This window comes from Ruegeria sp. CG3 (assembly GCF_056537205.1).
The window spans coordinates 1,597,836-1,616,496 of record NZ_JBQFRC010000001.1; the positions used below are offsets into that span (position 1 = coordinate 1,597,836).

The following is an 18,661-nucleotide window of genomic DNA, read 5'->3' on the forward strand; positions in this document are numbered from 1 at the left end:
TCTCAGGCCACCGGCATCCGGCGTTCGACCATTTCTGCAAACCACGAGCATCCGATCGGAATGATCTCGTCATTGAAATCGTATTCGGGGTGGTGAAGCCCGGCGCTGTCGCCATTTCCCAGGACTATGAAGGCGCCGGGACGTTCCTGCAACATGAACGAGAAGTCTTCGCCCCCCATCACCATCGGTGCTTCGGCACAGCTGCCACCGACGGCAATTGCCGCGGATTCTGCATATCCGGTCTGCTCTTCCGCGTTGATCGTGACGGGAACGCCGCGCGAGTAGGTTACCGTGGCGGTGCCACCCATGGTCGCCGCGACACCCTGCACAACTTCATTCAGTCGTTGTTCGATCAGGTCGCGCATCTCGTTCGAATGGGTGCGGACGGTGCCACGCAGCCGGGCCGATTGCGGGATCACGTTGAACGCATTCGACGAGGTCTCGACCGCAGTGACCGACAGAACGGCCTGCAAGATCGGGTCGGCGTTGCGCGAAACGATGGTCTGCAGGGCCACGATCAGTTGCGACAGCATGACCGTAGTATCCACGGTTTCCTGCGGCTTGGCGGCATGACCGCCGCGGCCTTCAAGATGGATGTCAAACTCGTCCGCCGCCGCCAGCAGAGGCCCGGAGCGAATGGCAAACTGCCCGGACGGCAGGCCCGGCACGTTGTGCATCGCATAGACTTCCTGGATGCCGAAGCGGTCCATCAAACCGTCCTGGCACATGGCTTCAGCACCGTTGCCGCCTTCTTCGGCCGGTTGAAAGATCACGATCGCGGTCCCATCGAAGTTTCGGGTCTCGGCCAGATATTTGGCGGCGCCCAGAACCATCGCAGTGTGACCGTCATGGCCACAGGCATGCATGGCGCCCGCAGTCTTGGAGGCATATTCCGCACCCGTCTGCTCCTGCATTGGCAGCGCATCCATATCGGCCCGCAGACCGATCACCCGGCCTTGGGTGTCGGTCCTGCCCTTGATCACGCCGACCACCCCGGTCCGGCCAATTCCGGTCACGACATCGTCGCAACCGAACTCTTTCAGTTTTTCCGCAACCAATGCGCTGGTCCGATGGGTATCGTAGAGAATTTCGGGGTGTTGATGTATGTCGCGCCGCCAACCGGTGATTTCGGGGTGCATTTCGGCAAAACGGTTCTTGATCGGCATGACTGTCTTTCCTGTTTCAGGCGATGGGCATTCGTCGTTCGACAAGCTCGGCGAACCAGCTGCATCCGGCAGGAATGGCCTGGTCGTCGAAATTGTATTCGGGATGGTGGCACATGGCCGTGTCGCCGTTCCCCAAGAAGATGTAGGCTCCGGGCCGTTCTTCAAGCATGTAGGCGAAGTCTTCCGACGGCATGATCGGATCCGTTGCGTCATTGACCTTGCCGGCCACCGCCTCGGCGGCTTCGGCGGCGAAGGCCGTTTCCGCTTCGGAATTCACCGTCACCGGGTAGCCGGGCGTCCAGGTCACGCGGGCTTTGGCGCCAAAAGCCGAGGCTGTGTCTTCGGCGATCCGGCGCACGCGCTCCTCGGCGATGCCACGGTATTCCGGGTCCAGTGTGCGAACCGTGCCCTGCAGCCGGACCGTGTGCGCAATCACGTTCGAAGCGACGCTGTCAGTTTCAAACGTCCCCACCGTCAGCACCACCCGTCGGATTGGATCAACGGTGCGGGATACAACCGATTGCAGCGCAACCACGATATGCGATGCCACCAAGGTTGTGTCGATGGCTTCATGCGGTGCGGCGGCGTGGCCACCTTTGCCGGTCACGACAATCTCGAACTCGTCCGACGACGCCAGCAGCGCGCCGGGCCGGATTGCGAACTCTCCGACAGGCAGGCCGGGCATGTTGTGCAAGCCGTAGACTTCCTGAATGCCCCATCGATCCATAAGCCCATCGCGGCACATGGCCAGACCGCCGGCTCCGCCTTCTTCGGCCGGTTGAAAGATCAGAACCACCGTTCCGTCGAAATTGCGCGTCTCGGCAAGATATTGCGCAGCGCCGAGCAAGATCGAGGTGTGCCCGTCATGCCCGCAGGCATGCATCTTGCCCGGCACGGTCGAGGCATAGTCCAGTCCGGTCGCCTCGTTGATCGGCAAGGCATCCATGTCGGCCCGCAACCCGATCACCCGCCCCTGCGTGTCCGTCCGCCCTCGGATCACGGCCACGACACCGGTTTTACCTATACCCGGCGTGATTTCATCGACACCGAACGCCTTGAGTCGGTCGACAACGAAGCCGGCGGTTTCATGCACGTCGTACATCAACTCGGGATGCGCATGCAGGTGCCGCCGCCACTTGGTTATCTCGGCGTGCATTTCAGCAAGTCTGTTTTTGACCGGCATGTTCAACTCTCCGAGCTTCTGACTGAAATCCTGAGTTTCCAGTGCCTCTTTTTGGGTCACGCCGCCAGTTTGTAGACCAGACGCTGCATGAAGTCATGGCCGGCGTTGAACTGAGCGATCGTGATGTATTCGTTCGGCTGGTGCGCCTGGGCGATATCTCCGGGCCCACAGATCACGGCCGAGTAACCGGCTTCCTGAAACTGACCGGCTTCGGTGCCATAGCTGACGACATGGGTTGCGTTGTCGCCCGTAAGGGCGCGCACCAGCGTCTCGGCTTCACCATCGGTTTCCGGGACCAACGCCGGAACGGCAAAGCTGGCCTTCACCTCGATATGGGCGTCAGGATGCACTTGCTGCATCTTCTCTTCCGCCACTCTTACCTGTTCCAGATAGGCTTCTTTCCAAGCTGATGCCTGCTCGCCGGGTACGACCCGGAAATCTATCATGAAACGGCAATCCTTGGCCGTGATGTTGTGCGCAGTGCCGCCCTTGATCATGCCCACGTGGCAGGTTGTCCAAGGAGGATCAAAGACTGCCGCGATGTCGCTGGGGTCCGCCGCCATGTTGATGTCGTTTTGGGCATTTGCCCAGTCGATCAGCGGCGCGGCATACATGATCGCATTGACACCCGTATGCATGATCGAACTGTGCACCTCGTATCCAACCACATGAGTATCATAGCCGAAACCGCCCTTGTGGCCGGTGACGGCCTGCATCATCGACGGCTCGCCCACCACCACGGCCGAGCCCTTGGGCAAAACCTCCTGCATGGCGACGATCATGGGCGGCGCACCGGTGCAGCCAACCTCCTCGTCAAAACTCAGCGCCAATTGCAGCGGGCGCTTGACGTCGGCGTATTGCGCCTCGACCAGCGCCCAGATGGCGAGGGCGTCAAAGCCCTTCATGTCACAGGTTCCACGTCCGAAATACTTGCCGTCCCGTTCGGTCACGACAAACGGGTCGCTGTCCCAGGGTTGTCCGTCCACCGGCACCACATCCGTGTGACCGGAAAGCACGACCGCGCCTTCCTCCCAGGGGCCGACATGGGCAAACAGGGCCGCCTTGTGCGGCTGATCCGGATCCGGCCATCGGTGGGCGCGGATACCGTGGCCGTTCAGGTAGTCTTCGACCCAGTCGACCAGCGGCAGGTTGCTGTCGCGGCTGACGGTGGGAAACGAGATCAGCTTGGTCATGATCTCAAGCGGTGTCAGGCGCCGTGGCATATGGGTCAGTAGCCGCTGTCGGTCGTCAGGATGAAGTGACCCGGCTCGACCTCTCGGTACTCCGAAGGCGCAGGCTCATAGCCGATTGGGTGAATTGGAGACGGGATCGGTTTGAAATTCAGATCTTTTTCCGTTTTGCGCTGATTGGGGTCGGCGATCGGAACCGCCTTCATCAATGCCTGCGTATAGGGGTGCTGCGGGTTCTCGAAAACACGCGCCCGCGGGCCCAGTTCGACGATCCGACCCAGATACATCACACCCACGTGGTGGCTGACCCGCTCAACCACGGCCATGTCGTGGCTGATGAACAGATAGCTCAACCCAAGTTCGGACTGCAATTCCATCATCAGGTTCAGAACCTGCGCCTGAACGGAAACGTCCAGCGCGGAAACGGCTTCGTCCGCAATGATCAGTTTCGGGTTCAGGGCCAGCGCCCGGGCAATCGCAATTCGCTGCCGCTGCCCACCCGACATTTCGTGCGGGAACCGGCGCATGAAGCTGCGTGGCAGGTGCACCTTGTCGAACAGCTGTGCGACCCGGTCCTGCAGTTCCGACCCCGACGCCACGCCATAGTTGCGCATCGGCTCGGCCACCTGATCAACCAACTGCATCTGCGGGTTCAGCGATGCGAATGGGTCCTGAAAGATCATCTGCATGTCCAGGCGGGCCTTGCGCAGGCCCTTCTGGTCCAGCTTCATGATGTCCATGCCATCAAGACTGATTTCACCCGCCATGGGCTCGATCAACCGCAGGATCGAGCGTCCGGCCGAAGATTTTCCACAACCCGACTCGCCGACGAGGCTCAGCGTCTGCCCTTTGTTCAGGGTGAACGAGACGTCTTCGACCGCGTGCACATTCGAAATGGTGCGGCGCAGGATCCCGCCTTTTACCGGGAACCGCGTGGTCAGGTTCCGGACTGACAGCAATACATCCTCGGTTCCGGGAATCGGGGCGATCTTCTGACCTTCGACACCCAGCAACTTCATCGGCTCGGGGGCGGATTTTCCGCGCATCTCACCCAGCTTGGGCACCGCGGCCAGCAGAGCCTTGGTGTAGTCATGCTGGGGATTCTCGAAAATCTCGGTGACGGTGCCCTCTTCGACCTTGTTGCCGCGGTACATGACGACGACCCTGTCGGCCATCTGGGCGACCACGGCCATGTCATGGGTGATGAACATGACCGCCGTGCCGGTTTCACGCTTCAGCCGGTCCATCAAGGCGAGGATCTCGGCCTGGATCGTCACGTCCAGAGCCGTGGTGGGTTCATCGGCGATCAGCAGGCGCGGCTCGCAGGCCATGGCCATTGCGATCACAACCCGCTGGCGCATCCCGCCCGACAATTCGTGCGGATACTGCTTGAGCCGCCGCTCGGGTTCGGGGATGCGGACCTGTTTCAGCAGTTCCAAGGCGCGTGCTTCGGCCTGGGACTTGGACATATCCTTGTGAATCCGCAGCCCTTCGGTCAGCTGTCGCCCGACCGTGAAAACAGGGTTCAGCGCAGTCATCGGTTCCTGAAAGATCATCCCGATTTCGTTGCCGCGAATCTGCTTCATGAGGTCCTGATCGGCCTTGGCCAGATCCAGTTCGGTCCCGTCGTTGCGGTCGAAAATCAACTGTCCGCCGGCGATTTCACCCCCGCCGAATTCAACAAGGCGCATCAATGACAACGAAGATACGGACTTGCCCGATCCCGATTCGCCCACGATGCAGACGGTTTCGCCCGGACGGACCTCGAACGAGACGTCCTCGACCCCGACGACGGGCCCATCCTTGGTTTGGAATTCGACCCGAAGTTCCCTGATCTGGGCGATAGGCTGATCCAGCACGCGAGCGCTCCCCTTGGCTGCATGAGTGTTTTCTTTGCCGAACGCTAAGGCGGGCTGACAGGAAAAGTCAAACGCATTGCCAGTTTCGCTGCGGCAAGGCTTGCAATTTCTGCAAACTCTGTTTCGATACCCCGCGTAACCGTGCCGAGAAATTGGGCGTAGTGCGCAGATATTTGCGCAATTGTCTTTTGTTTCAGTGGCTTGAGCCCGGCACGGCAACGCCAAATCCGCAGGCCTTGCGGAGAAAATCGAGACACGAATGTGTCCAACAAGGAGTGTATGATGAAAATCAAAACCCTTTTGCTTGGTGCGATTGCAAGCACGGCGATGGCCCCGATGGCCATGGCCGAGCGCGGATCGGACGGCAACGTCAGCATCATCTATTGGCAAGCACCCTCGATCCTGAACCCGTTTCTGTCGGGCGGCACCAAAGACGTCGAAGCGGCCTCGCTGGTGATCGAACCTCTGGCCCGCTACGACCAGGACGGCAACATGGTGCCGTATCTGGCAGCCGAAATCCCGACCGTCGAAAACGGCGGCGTGAGCGAGGACCTCACCTCGATCACGTGGAAGATCGCCCCGGGGATCACCTGGTCGGATGGCACGCCGTTCACCTCGGCCGACGTGAAATTCACCGCCGATTACTGCATGGACCCCGAAGGTGGCTGTGCGCAGGTGACCAAGTTCGAAGGCGTCACCAACGTCGAAGCTGTGGATGATCTGACCGTCAAGGTCACTTTCGACAAGCCGACCCCGTTCCCCTACGGTCCGTTCGTCGGCGGCGAAAGCCCGATCATTCAGGCCGCTCAGTTCGCGGACTGCATGGGCGCGAAAGCTCCGGAATGCACCGAGCAGAACTTCAACCCGATCGGCACCGGCCCGTTTGTCGTCACCGAGTTCAAGCCGAACGATGTGATCACCTTCAAGGCCAACGACAACTATCGTGACCCGGCGAAACCGGCCTTCGCAACCGTGACCTTCAAGGGCGGCGGCGATGCGACCGCGGCCGGTCGCGCCGTGATGGAAACCGGCGAGTTCGACTATGCCTGGAACCTGCAGCTGGCGCCCGAAGTTATCGCGCAGATGCAAGAAGGCGGCAAAGGCACTCCGGTGGCAGGCTTTGGCCCGCTGGTCGAGCGCATCATGCTGAACCAGACCAACCCGTCGCCCGAACTGCCGGAAGGCGAGCGTTCGACGGCCAAGCACCCGCACCCGTTCCTGCAGGATCCGGCGGTCTACAAGGCTATGTCGATGGCAATCGACCGCCCGCTGCTGGTTGAGATCGGCTATGGCCAGGCGGGTAAAGTGACCTGCAACTGGGTGCCGGCTCCGGCTGCGTTCAACTCGACCTCGATGACCTGCGACACGCAGGATATCGAAGGCGCCAAGAAACTGCTGGATGATGCCGGCATCGTCGACACCGACGGCGACGGCGTCCGCGAGAAGGATGGCGTTCCGCTGAAGATCGTCTATCAGACCTCGACCAACGCCGTCCGTCAGGACTTCCAAGCGCTGATCAAGGAATGGTGGAGCCAGATCGGCATCGAAACCGAACTGCGCAACATCAACGCCTCGGTCTTCTTCGGTGGTGACCCGGGCTCGCCCGACACGTTCCAGAAGTTCTATGCTGACGTCGAGATGTACGCCAACACCTTCAACGGCACCGACCCGCAAAGCTATCTGGGCAACGGCCTGTGCGACAAGGCACCGCGTCCCGAGACCCAGTGGCAGGGTGAGAACATCAGCCGCTTCTGCAACGAAGAGTTCGACAAGCTGCATGCCCAACTGGCGCAGACCGCCGGTCTGGAGCAGCGCGCCGAAATCGCGAAGCAGCTGAACGACATCATGGTTCAGAACGGCGGCATGATCCCGCTGGTCCACCGTGGTCGTCTGTCGGCCCACGCAAACACTCTGGGCGGTGTCGTCCTGAACGTGTGGGACAGCGAACTGTGGAACATCGCTGACTGGTACCGCAAGACCGGTTCCTAAGCGCTAGCCTTGCACAGCCGCGTCCCGATCTGTATCGGGGCGCGGACTTTCGCAAGTTCCACCAACAAGAAGACGCATATAAAGGCGCCTCTTAATGCTCAACTTCACCATTCGACGACTGATCCTGGCCGTTCCGACGCTCTTGTTCATCAGTCTCGTCATCTTCCTGTTGCTCGAGCTCGCCCCCGGCGACCCGATGGCACAGGTTCCGCTTACCGTTCCGCCCGAAGTCAAAGAGAAGATGCGCGAGGCGCTTGGCCTCGGCCAGCCGATGCATGTCCGGTTCTGGAAATGGATCGTGCAGTTCTTCTGGATCGAACCGCAGGTTTTGGTCGACCACATCTTTGGCACTACCTTTTCCGAAGGTGACCTGCGTGTGATTTCGTGGCAGACCCGCTCGCCCGTCATGGACATCGTCGTTCAGCGTATCCCGCAGACCCTGTGGGTTGTAGGCACCGCCTATGTGGTCGCCATCCTGATCGCCCTGCCCATTGGCATCTATTCGGCCTATCGCCAGTATTCCTGGTTCGACCAGATGGGCACCTTCGTGTCGATGGTCGGCTTCTCGGTTCCGCCGTTCTTCTCGGGGGTGCTGGTGATCGTGATCTTCTCGGTCCAGTTGGGCTGGTTCCCGTCGATCTATGACACGACGCATGTGGTCAATGACTGGGACAGCTTCGTCATTCAGCTGAAACAGATGATCATGCCCGTGATGGTGCTGGCGCTGCAGATCACCGCGCAGCTCAGCCGGTTCATGCGCGCCTCGATGCTGGACAACCTCAACCAGGATTACGTCCGTACCGCCCGCGCCAAGGGCCTGAGCGAATACACCGTCGTCATGGTACATGTCCTGCGCAACTCGATGATCCCGGTGGTTACCGTGATCGCTCTGGGTATTCCGGCGATCTTTGGTGGCGCGATCATCACCGAGCAGGTGTTCAAGGTGAACGGCATCGGCCAGCTGCTGATCGGCGCCATTCAGGCCAATGACTTGCCGATGGTGCAGACGCTGACCTTCATCTTTGCCGTGTTGATCGTCCTGTTCAACCTGATCGCGGACGTTCTTTACGGCATTCTGGACCCGAGGATCCGCTATGACTGATCACAATCAATCAGACACGCTGGTCCCTGATGAGGGCCTTGCGCCGGCCTCGACGGCCTTGCCAACTGCCGATGTAATGGAGGAACTGACCACCCCGCCCCGCAGCCAGTGGCGCGACGTGTGGGACCAGTTCAAGACCCACAAGGGCGCCATGATCGGCGCGATGCTGTTCATCTTCATCGTCGCGGCCGTCTATCTGGGCCCGTTCCTGTGGACCATCGACCCGACCCAGATCGACATCCGGGCCCGAAACCAGGGGCCCAGCTGGGCCCACCCGTTCGGCACCGATCAGCTGGGCCGGGACATCATGGCGCGAATGATGTCTGGGGGGCAGACCTCGGTATCGGTCGGCATCACCGCGATGCTGCTGGCGCTGTTCCTGGGGTCGTTCATCGGCGTGGTTGCCGGGTTCTTCAAACGGCTGGACGGGCCGCTGATGCGCCTGACCGACCTGTTCCTGGCCCTGCCGCTGCTGCCGCTGCTGCTGGTGATGATGCTGCTGTTCCGCGAACCTCTATCCGCTGCGTTCGGGCTCGAGCGTGGGATCTTCATCCTGATCGTCTGCGCGATCGGCATCACCTCGTGGATGCCCACGGCGCGGATCGTGCGTGGCGACGTTCTGGCGATCAAGGAACGCGAGTTCGTTCTGGCCGCCCGCTCGATCGGCACCAGCAACACGCAGATCATCACACGGCACATCCTGCCCAACGTGCTGTCGCCGATCATGGTGTCGGCCACGCTGGGCATCGCCACGGCGATCATCACGGAAAGCGCGCTGTCCTTCCTGGGGCTGGGCTTCCCGCCTGACTTCCCCACCTGGGGCCGGCTACTGTTCGATGGCGTCGACTATCTGCAGCAATACCCCGAGCGTGTGTTCTGGCCCGGCCTGGCGATCTCGCTGACCGTTCTCAGCGTGAACTACCTGGGCGACGGCCTGCGCGATGCGCTCGATCCGCGTATCCGCGGACGCTGATCCAAAGTCAGTCGGCGCGCCTGAGCGCGCCGGCCAACACCACGATCACCACCGCCAGCGGCAGCAGGACGGCAAAGGCCAGCCGCAGTGACAGGATCCCCGCCAGAAGCCCGATAAGCGGCGGACCGATCAGCAGACCTCCGTACCCCAAAGTGGCGACACTGGCGATGGCCTGCCCCGGTGGGACATGCGGATCATTCGCCGCCCGGCTGAAGGCCAGCGGCATGATCACCGCATAGCCCACGCCCATCATCGCGAATCCAGCCAGCGCCCCGATCGCGCCGCCGGCCGATACCACCAAGAATACGCCCACGGCCGCGCAGGCTCCGCTGACCCGGGCCACCGGCACCGGGCCGAACCGGGCGATCACGAGGCCCCCCAGCAGACGCACCGCGACCATGGCCACCGAAAAGACGGCATAGCCCAAGGCCGCAACGCTTTCAGCCACACCCGTGACATCCCGCAGGAAGATGGCGCTCCAATCGGCCACCGCTCCCTCGCCCAACGCGCCGCACATCGCGGTAAGCCCGACCAAAACCAGAACGCCGCTGGGCAAGGCAAAGATCGCGGCGCCGTCGGACTGCACCCGCCGCGACGTCCATCGGACCCAGGACAGGGCAAGCGCCAGCGCGACGGTTGCCCCGCCGGCCAGCAGGAAATGCGGCAACACGTCAAGCTGCAGCTGAACCGCGCCATAGCCGCTGAGCGCACCCAACCCGGCGCCGAGGCTCCACATCGCATGGAACGAGGACATCACCGGTTTGGCGTAGGCCTGCTCGACCTCGGCGGCCCAGGCGTTCATGGCCACATCCATCGAGCCGTGGAAAGCCCCGAAGATGAACAGGAACGCAGCCAGCATGGCGAAGCTGTCGGCGGCCGCAAGAAAGATCAGTGAGGCTGTGTACAGAACCGCGATCACTCGCGTCACCGTCACCGCGCCGAATCGGTCGGTTAGGCGTCCGGTGACGGGAAAGGAACACACCGCGCCGGCCGCCATGAACAGCAGGCCATAGCCCAGTTCCTCGTGGCTCAGCCCCAGACGGTCACGGACGGCCGGAATGCGCGAGGCCCAGATGCCGAACAGGGCGCCGTTCAGGATGAACATGGCGGCCACGGCCCGCCAGGCTGAAACCAATCCGATCATGAAACCTGCCCTGCCTGCGAAATATCTGCCTCGCAGCAATACAGGCCGCGCGCCGGTTGGCAAGCCGCGCTATTCCAGCTTGCGGCGGATGCGGCGCACGGCCAGCCAGACAAGCGCCACTACAGGCAGCGTCACGCCTGCGGTCAGCATCCCCTTGCTGATCCCCGCATTGGTCAACGGGTACAGCAGGTAACTGACCAGAGACACGGCGTAATAGCTGATGGCGACCACCGACAGGCCTTCGACCGTGTGCTGCAATCGCAGCGCCAGATCCGCCCGGCGGTCCATGCTCTCCAGCAAGGCCTGGTTCTGCGCGCTGCGCTCGACATCGACCCGCGTCCGCAGCAGGTCGCCGGCGCGAATGGCCCGGTCCGAAAGTGCCTGCAGCCGCCGTTCGGTTGCCTTTACCGTGCGCATGGCCGGGTCATAGCGGCGCATCATGAAATCGGCGAATGTCTGACGCCCGTGGAAGCGATCCTCGCGCAGCGCCTCGATCCGCTGGTGCACGATGGCCTCATAGGCCCCCGTCGCGGCAAAGCGAAAGGCCGAACGCGCCGACAGCGTCTCGAGCTCGGTCGAGGTGGCCAGCAATTGCGGCAGCAGATCGTCGGGATGGGTCGTATCCTTGGTCATCTCGCCCATCAACTGGGTCAGTTGCCGGTCCAACTCGCCGATCTGGGGCATCAGGGCCTTAACCCGGGCAAAGCCCAACATGGACATTGCCTTGTAGGTCTCGATCTCGCACAGGCGCTGGATGACCCGGCCGGTGCGCCTGCGCCCGGTGCCCTCGGACACGAAAAGGGCAAACCGCATGTGGCCCGCCGGGTCGATGCGAAAATCGCTGGCGCAAATCGCCGAGTCGTCCAGCACCCGCGACACCGCCAGGCTTTCCGGTTCGAACCAACCCGCCAGCGCGGCTTGCGTGGCCCCGTCATCCGGGCGCGGCACCACCCGCAGCATGATTGAGGTCACGCGCTGGCCCGGACTGGCCATCAGCCAGTCAGGGGGGAACACCTCGAAATCGGCGGGGTTGAACGCGCGCTCGCTGACATTCTGAGTGATGGCCGTATAGGTCACGAATTCAGTGTGGTGCTCCCACTTCAACCAATGCCGCCCGATCTGGCCGGCATAGTGGGTGGCATCGGGCTGCGGATGCTGCGCCCCGTGGCGGTCCAACAGGTCAATCAGGTGAGCCATATCTTTGGCTCGGTCGCGCGCCACCGCGGCGACCGGTTTTTTGATCGCAAGGAATACAACCGTGCACGGCGCCTGCGCCACGGGGAACGGCCGCGCGTGCAATTCATTGGCCAGCGCATAGCGCAGCGGATGATCCTCGATTGGCGTCATGAGCGGCTCCTTGTGTTCCGGGCACTATACGACACCGAAGCATTTCATCAATTATCTTTTTATTTCATATACTTACATGGATACCGCGGTATACAAGCCGGCTATCTCATTGATTTGGCTGCCAGAGCTCGATCGGATTGCCCTCGGGGTCGTGCAGGCGGGCGAATTTTCCGATCTCGCTGTTCCATTCGTCACGGGTCTCCACCTCGATTCCAGCCGCACGCAGCTGGTCGACCATGGCCGCCAGATCGTCGACGCGGAAATTGATCATCCATTGCTGCGCGGCATCACCGAAATAGTCCGTATCTTCGGCGAATGGGGCAAACACGGTGTAGCCTTCACGCTGCTTCCACGGGACCGGGTCATAGTGATTGACGCCCAGATGGGTCTCGTACCATTGCGACAGAGCCTTTGGATCCCGGGCGCGGAAGAACACGCCGCCGATGCCGTTTACCTTCTGCATGGAACACCTCGTGCCGATTGGGGTTGATACGGCATCATACCCTGAAACGAAAAAAGGCGCCCGCGAGGGGCGCCTTTTCCAAGGATATGAGCCACAGATCAGTCGATCATTGGCAGCAGCTTGTCCAGCGACTGCTTGGCGTCGCCATAGAACATGCGGGTGTTCTCCTTGTAGAACAGCGGGTTTTCGATGCCCGAATACCCGGTGCCCTGCCCGCGTTTCGAGACGATCACCTGCTTGGCCTTCCAGCATTCCAGAACCGGCATCCCGGCAATGGGGCTGTTCGGGTCTTCCTGCGCCGCAGGGTTCACGATGTCGTTCGAGCCAATGACGATCGCCACATCCGTTTCCGGGAAATCGTCGTTGATCTCGTCCATTTCCAGCACGATGTCATAGGGCACTTTGGCCTCGGCCAGCAGCACGTTCATGTGGCCCGGAAGACGGCCCGCGACGGGGTGGATGGCAAAGCGCACATTCTTGCCCTTGGCGCGCAGCTTGCGGACCAGTTCGCTGACCGATTGCTGCGCCTGCGCCACCGCCATTCCGTAGCCGGGAATGATGATGACGCTGTCGGCATCGTTCAGCGCTGCTGCAACACCGTCGGCGTCGATCGCCACCTGTTCGCCTTCGACCTCCATCTGGGGTCCCGAAGTGCCGCCAAAGCCGCCGAGGATCACGCTGACAAAGTGACGGTTCATCGCCTTGCACATGATGTAGGACAGGATCGCACCCGACGAGCCTACCAGCGCGCCGACGACGATCAGCAGGTCGTTGCCCAGCGAGAAACCGATCGCAGCCGCGGCCCAGCCCGAGTAGCTGTTCAGCATCGACACCACCACCGGCATGTCGGCACCGCCGATGCCCATGATCAGGTGATAACCGATGAACAGCGCCGCCAGCGTCATCAGGAACAGCGGGAAGAACCCACCCGAAGCGGTGTACCAGATCAGACAGATCAGCGAGAGGCCAGCCGCCGACGCGTTCAGCGCATGCCCGCCCGGCAGCTTGGTGGCCGCTGAGGTCACCTTGCCGGCCAGCTTTCCATAGGCCACGACCGAACCGGTAAAGGTGATCGCACCGATGAAGATGCCCAGGAACAACTCGACATGCAGAATGGCCAGCTCGGCCGGAGTTTTCTTGGCGATCAGTTTCGCGAAGGCGCCCAGATCCGACAGGTCGGCATCCTTGGCCGCGTCAACGATCGCAAAGACTTCGGCGACGTTCTTGATCTCGAAATGGGCGTTGTAGCCGACGAAAACAGCCGCCAGACCCACCAGCGAGTGCATGGCGGCCACAAGCTGCGGCATCTCGGTCATCTGGACGCGCTGCGCCACGTATTGACCGATCAGACCGCCGCCGATGATCAGCAGCAGCGACAGCAGCCACAGGCCCGATCCGGGGCCGACCAGCGTGGCAAAAACCGCCAAGGCCATGCCGACGATGCCGTACCAGACCGCGCGCTTGGCGCTTTCCTGGTTCGACAGGCCGCCGAGCGAAAGGATGAACAGAACAGCCGCAACGACATACGCGGCAGTGGTGAAGCCAAATTCCATGTGCCCGGCCTCCTTAAGATTTCTGGAACATGGCGAGCATGCGCCGGGTTACGAGGAAACCGCCGAAGATGTTGATCCCGGCCATGAAGATCGACAGCGCCGCCAGCAGAATGACGAGGAAAGACCCCGACCCGATCTGCATCAACGCGCCCACGATGATGATCGATGAAATCGCGTTGGTGATCGCCATCAACGGTGTGTGCAGGCTGTGGCTGACGTTCCAGATCACCTGGAAACCTACGAAAACAGCCAGCACGAAGACGATGAAATGCTGCATGAAGCTGGCCGGAGCCACCAGCCCCACCAGCAGCATCAGCGCTCCGCCCACGCCCAGCAGGGTAACCTGCTGCTTGGTCTGCGCCTTGAAGGCCGCGATCTCTTGCGCGCGCTTTTCTTCGGGCGTCAGTTCCTTGACCTCGGCCTTGGGTTTGGCCGCGATGGCCTGCACCTTGGGCGGTGGCGGCGGGAAGGTGATCTCACCTTCGTAGGTGACGGTCGCGCCACGGATCACGTCATCTTCCATGTTGTGATTGATCTGACCGTCCTTGTCCGGGGTCAGGTCAGTCATCATGTGACGGATGTTGGTCGCATAAAGCGACGAGGACTGAGCCGCCATCCGGCTGGGGAAGTCGGTATAGCCGATGATGGTCACGCCATTGTCGGTCACGACCTTTTCATCCGGCACGGTGCCTTCGACATTGCCTCCACGCTCGGCCGCAAGGTCCACAATGACCGATCCGGGCTTCATCGCCTTGACCATATCCTCAAGCCACAGCTTGGGGGCCGGGCGGTTGGGGATCAGCGCCGTAGTGATGACGATGTCCATCTCGGGCGCCAACTCGCGGAACTTGGCCAGCTGAGCATTGCGGAACTCCTCGGACTGAACCGAAGCATACCCGCCGGTGGCCGAGCCATCCTGCTGTTCTTCTTCAAAGTCCAGATAGACGAATTCGGCGCCCATCGACTCGACCTGTTCAGCGACCTCGGGGCGCACATCGAACGCATATGTGATCGCGCCAAGCGACGTCGACGTCCCGATGGCGGCCAGACCGGCCACGCCGGCACCAACGATCAGAACCTTGGCCGGCGGCACCTTGCCCGCGGCCGTCACCTGGCCGGTGAAGAAGCGGCCAAAGTTGTTGCCCGCCTCAATCACCGCACGGTACCCGGCGATGTTGGCCATCGACGACAGCGCATCCATCTTCTGTGCACGGCTGATGCGGGGCACCATTTCCATCGCGATGACATTGGCGCCCTTGGCTTTCGCCAATTCCATCCCTTCTTCGTTCCCTGCCGGGTTGAAGAACGAGATCAGCGTCTTGCCCTTGGTCAGACGTTTCATTTCGGTCTCGGTGGGCACGCGCACCTTGGCGATGATGTCCGACGATTTCCACAAAGAGGCAGCTGTCTTGACGATTTCGACCCCGACGGCCTCGTAAGCCTCGTCTGAGAAACCGGCGGCAGCACCAGCCCCCTTCTCGACGGCGCATTCATAGCCCAATTTCTGCAGCTGCACGGCTGACTCCGGAGTCATCGCGACCCGGTTCTCGCCTTTCAGTATTTCCTTTGGCGTGCCTATTTTCACCGGCAAGTCCCCCTAATTTTCACTCTGACCGAGCGGGTGGTCGGTATTGTTTGTTAAGCAAAGATCTATCCTGCGCAACATTATTTCGCAAGCGCAGCATTCATTACGTTGTGTCACGGGTCGGCGCATTTCAGATCCACCGACGGGTTTTGCGTTCGTAACGCGCGAAATCCGCACGGAAGGTGCGGCGCAGGCGGTCCTCCTCAGGCAGGATGAACCGCCGTTCCAATACCCAGACGAACACAGGAACCAACACCAGCGACAACACGGCATCGAAGCGCAGGATCAACCCGGCAAGGATCAGGACATCGGCCAGATAGATCGGATTGCGGCTGCGCTTGTAGATGCCCGACTGCACCATTGCGGTGGGTGTTTCATGCGGAATGACCGTCGTACGGTGACGGCGGAATTCTGCGATGGCCAGAACCGCCAGCAGGATACCCCCACCAATCAGCAACCCGCTTAGCAGGTCGGTCAACCCGCCTTCCAGCGACAGGCCGAGCGACAGATAACGGCCCTGCAACCAGGCCAACACCGCGAAGCCCAAAAGCCACAGTGGCGGTACGTCGATACGGCGCATGAGCATCCCTTTTGAACGACGACATGCACCGACACATGTCGCTTCCGGGCCAAGTCCTACCGCTTTCAGACCCCGATGGCAAAGCATCTTGGCCTTGCGGTCGAATATTGTGCACCCGGGCCACAAACAGGCGGGCGTGGACAGCCCGGCACCGATCCGATACCCCGGTTCGGACACAAGAAAACACCGGGATTTATCATGACCGACTTCGCCGCCACCAAAGCCATGTTCAACCTGCCGGATGGAGTTCTGTATCTGGACGGCAACTCGCTGGGCCCTCTGCCCAAGGCGGCGGCCGCAGAGGTACAGAAGATGCTGACCGAGGAATGGGGCCAGATGCTGATCACCGGGTGGAACAAGGCCGGGTGGATGGGCATGCCGACCGACCTGGGCGATCGGATCGGCCGCCTGATCGGCGCCGCGCCCGGTACGGTCGTGGTCGGCGACACGCTGTCGATCAAGGTCTTTCAGGCGGTTGCCTCGGCGTTGGAGCTGAACCCGGGGCGCAAGGTGGTCCTGTCGGACAATGGCAACTTCCCTTCCGATCTCTACATGGCTGACGGGCTGCTGCGCTCGCTGGGCGAGGAGTACGAGCTTCGGGTCGTGGACCGCGAGACCGTGGCCGAGCACATTACCGATGAAGTCGCCGTGCTGATGCTGACCGAAGTCGACTATCGCACCGGCCGCAGGCACGACATGAAGGCGCTGACCGATCTGGCCCATGCGCGCGGCGTCATCACGGTGTGGGATCTGGCCCACTCAGCCGGGGCCATCCCGGTGGACCTGGCCGGCTGCAACGCCGATTTCGCGGTCGGGTGCACCTATAAATACCTCAACGGTGGTCCGGGCGCCCCGGCCTTCATCTATGTCGCTCCGAAATGGGCGGACACCGCGCGCCCGGCCCTGTCGGGCTGGCTGGGACACGAGGCGCCGTTTGCCTTCGATTTGGACTATCGCCCCGGCGCAGGCATCGAGCGCATGCGCGTCGGCACGCCACCGGTGATCCAGATGACCGCGCTGGCCGCGGCGATGGATATCTGGGACATGGCCGACATGGATAATGTGCGCGCCAAGTCCATCGCCCTGACCGAACAGTTCATCCAGCAGGTCGAGGCCACCTGCCCCGATCTGGAACTGGCCAGCCCCCGCGACCCCGCGATGCGTGGCAGCCAAGTCTCGTTCCGGTTTGCCGACGGGTACGCGGCGATGCAGGCCTTGATCGCCCGCGGCGTGATCGGGGATTTCCGCGCGCCCGACATCATGCGGTTCGGCTTCACGCCGCTGTATATCGACGAATGCGACGTGTCGCGCGCCGTCGAGATCCTGACTGACATCATGCAGAACCGTTTGTGGGACAGACCGGAATTCAAGGTCCGGCAGCGGGTTACCTGACCTCAAGCCCCGCGCCGATCAGCGCGGTTAGCTGGGCGATGCGCTGCTCGAACTCCTCGGCGTTAGAGGCGGTCATCTTGATCCCCTTCAGCGCGGCGGTGATGGTCCGCGCGGTCTCGGCCGGACCGTCCGGCAGGCGCACGCGACCGGCCGCCAGTTCGCGCTTTAGCCATTCAGCGTAGAGATCCGCCAGCGCCGCCTCGCCCTCGGCCACGATGTCGGCAGCGGTGGACTTGCTGGTATCCAGCATCTCCAGCCCATGCGGCGAGGCCAGTATGGCCGCCATCCCGGCGATCTGCGAGTCAATCGCCCGCGCCAGGATCTCGGACACCGCTCCGTCGCCCTGCAGCGCATGTGCCACCGCCGCGATCTTTTCGGCGTAATGCGCCTGTGTCAGGCTGCGAACGATGGCATCTTTGTTCTTGTAATGCAGATAGACCGCTGGACGGGACATGCCCGCGCCACGCGCTATGTCATCCATCGAGGTCTTGCGGAACCCATAGGCGGAAAAGGCCTGAAACGCCGAAGTCAGGATCGCCTTTGCCCGTGTATCATCCAGTTTTTCCGCCATGAATTGACCTCTGACAGTTTCGCGCGAAATTGTCAATTGACGCACTGACATTTCTCATCAATTATGTCAGAAACCAGCCACAGCCAAAAGAGGTACGCCATGGCGACCACGCTGACGATCAACGGAAAGCCACATCAGGTCGATCTGCCCGACGATGTCCCCCTTCTTTGGGTGCTGCGCGACGAGGTGGGCCTGACCGGAACCAAATTCGGCTGCGGTGTGGCCGCCTGCGGAGCCTGCACGGTGCAGATCGATGGCGAGGCCGTCCGCTCGTGTCAGGTTGCTCTGTCCGATGTCTGGGGCGAGGTCACCACGATCGAAGGGTTGGGGACGCCCGACAACCTGGCCACGATCCAGCAGGCCTGGGTCGACCATCAGGTCGCGCAATGCGGCTATTGCCAGTCGGGGCAGATCATGCAGGCCGCCGCGCTGCTGGCCGAAAACCCTGCCCCCTCTGACGAAGAAATCGACGAGGCGATGCAGGGCAACCTGTGCCGCTGCGGCACCTATCCCCGCATCCGCGCCGCGATCCACGACGCCGCCGCCAAGATGAAGGAGGCCTGA

16 protein-coding genes are annotated in these 18,661 nt (G+C 61.9%); 5 read left to right on the top strand and 11 right to left on the bottom strand.

What is annotated here, in order from left to right:
* Positions 1-2: 2 nt before the first annotated feature.
* The 4 genes from ACR0NB_RS07925 to ACR0NB_RS07940 are packed head-to-tail and all read right to left on the bottom strand — an operon-like array spanning position 3 to position 5,398.
* Positions 3-1,166 carry a M20 aminoacylase family protein gene (locus ACR0NB_RS07925; protein ID WP_480775357.1) on the bottom strand — a complete coding sequence of 388 codons (1,164 nt, stop codon included), beginning with the start codon at positions 1,164-1,166 and terminating at the stop codon, positions 3-5.
* Between the two features lie 16 nt (positions 1,167-1,182).
* Complete coding sequence (locus ACR0NB_RS07930; RefSeq protein ID WP_170357322.1) at positions 1,183-2,349, bottom strand: M20 aminoacylase family protein; 1,167 nt, start codon at positions 2,347-2,349, stop codon at positions 1,183-1,185.
* A gap of 56 nt (positions 2,350-2,405) precedes the next feature.
* Positions 2,406-3,572 carry an acetylornithine deacetylase gene (gene argE / locus ACR0NB_RS07935; protein ID WP_480775358.1) on the bottom strand — a complete coding sequence of 389 codons (1,167 nt, stop codon included), beginning with the start codon at positions 3,570-3,572 and terminating at the stop codon, positions 2,406-2,408.
* 5 nt (positions 3,573-3,577) lie between these two features.
* Positions 3,578-5,398: an ABC transporter ATP-binding protein gene (locus ACR0NB_RS07940; protein WP_170391039.1), complete on the bottom strand. Its 1,821-nt coding sequence runs from the start codon at positions 5,396-5,398 to the stop codon at positions 3,578-3,580.
* A gap of 282 nt (positions 5,399-5,680) precedes the next feature.
* Between ACR0NB_RS07940 and ACR0NB_RS07945 the strand changes: the two genes are divergently transcribed.
* The 3 genes from ACR0NB_RS07945 to ACR0NB_RS07955 all read left to right on the top strand — a co-directional run bounded on the left by ACR0NB_RS07945 (position 5,681) and on the right by ACR0NB_RS07955 (position 9,462).
* Positions 5,681-7,387, top strand: a complete 1,707-nt coding sequence (locus ACR0NB_RS07945; protein ID WP_170450694.1) for a peptide ABC transporter substrate-binding protein — start codon at positions 5,681-5,683, stop codon at positions 7,385-7,387.
* A 94-nt stretch (positions 7,388-7,481) separates the two neighbouring features.
* Entirely contained in the window at positions 7,482-8,489 is a 1,008-nt protein-coding gene (locus tag ACR0NB_RS07950) for an ABC transporter permease (protein WP_170340961.1), read from the top strand.
* Positions 8,482-9,462, top strand: a complete 981-nt coding sequence (locus tag ACR0NB_RS07955; RefSeq protein ID WP_093964881.1) for an ABC transporter permease — start codon at positions 8,482-8,484, stop codon at positions 9,460-9,462. Before ACR0NB_RS07950 ends, ACR0NB_RS07955 begins: the two co-directional genes overlap by 8 nt.
* A gap of 7 nt (positions 9,463-9,469) precedes the next feature.
* On the opposite strand, the gene ACR0NB_RS07960 is transcribed toward ACR0NB_RS07955, so the two are convergent.
* The 6 genes from ACR0NB_RS07960 to ACR0NB_RS07985 form a co-directional block, all read right to left on the bottom strand.
* On the bottom strand, positions 9,470-10,606 hold the full coding sequence (locus ACR0NB_RS07960) for an MFS transporter (protein ID WP_480775359.1): 1,137 nt from the start codon (positions 10,604-10,606) through the stop codon (positions 9,470-9,472).
* Positions 10,607-10,675: 69 nt separating this feature from the next.
* On the bottom strand, positions 10,676-11,953 hold the full coding sequence (locus tag ACR0NB_RS07965) for a DUF3422 family protein (protein WP_480775360.1): 1,278 nt from the start codon (positions 11,951-11,953) through the stop codon (positions 10,676-10,678).
* Positions 11,954-12,059: 106 nt separating this feature from the next.
* Positions 12,060-12,416, bottom strand: a complete 357-nt coding sequence (locus ACR0NB_RS07970) for a VOC family protein (protein WP_480775361.1) — start codon at positions 12,414-12,416, stop codon at positions 12,060-12,062.
* A 98-nt stretch (positions 12,417-12,514) separates the two neighbouring features.
* Positions 12,515-13,969 carry an NAD(P)(+) transhydrogenase (Re/Si-specific) subunit beta gene (locus ACR0NB_RS07975; protein WP_170357315.1) on the bottom strand — a complete coding sequence of 485 codons (1,455 nt, stop codon included), beginning with the start codon at positions 13,967-13,969 and terminating at the stop codon, positions 12,515-12,517.
* A gap of 13 nt (positions 13,970-13,982) precedes the next feature.
* Complete coding sequence (locus tag ACR0NB_RS07980) at positions 13,983-15,554, bottom strand: Re/Si-specific NAD(P)(+) transhydrogenase subunit alpha (protein WP_480775362.1); 1,572 nt, start codon at positions 15,552-15,554, stop codon at positions 13,983-13,985.
* A 130-nt stretch (positions 15,555-15,684) separates the two neighbouring features.
* Positions 15,685-16,134, bottom strand: a complete 450-nt coding sequence (locus ACR0NB_RS07985) for a methyltransferase family protein (protein WP_480775363.1) — start codon at positions 16,132-16,134, stop codon at positions 15,685-15,687.
* A 198-nt stretch (positions 16,135-16,332) separates the two neighbouring features.
* On the opposite strand from ACR0NB_RS07985, the gene kynU reads away from it, so the two are divergent.
* A complete protein-coding gene (gene kynU / locus ACR0NB_RS07990) occupies positions 16,333-17,526 on the top strand; it encodes a kynureninase (protein WP_480775364.1) in 1,194 nt (397 codons plus the stop codon).
* Here the strand turns inward: kynU and ACR0NB_RS07995 are convergent.
* Positions 17,519-18,097, bottom strand: a complete 579-nt coding sequence (locus ACR0NB_RS07995; protein WP_170340949.1) for a TetR/AcrR family transcriptional regulator — start codon at positions 18,095-18,097, stop codon at positions 17,519-17,521. The two genes, kynU and ACR0NB_RS07995, sit on opposite strands and share 8 nt — an antisense overlap.
* Positions 18,098-18,196: 99 nt before the next feature.
* On the opposite strand from ACR0NB_RS07995, the gene ACR0NB_RS08000 reads away from it, so the two are divergent.
* Positions 18,197-18,661, top strand: a complete 465-nt coding sequence (locus tag ACR0NB_RS08000) for a (2Fe-2S)-binding protein (RefSeq protein ID WP_149774764.1) — start codon at positions 18,197-18,199, stop codon at positions 18,659-18,661.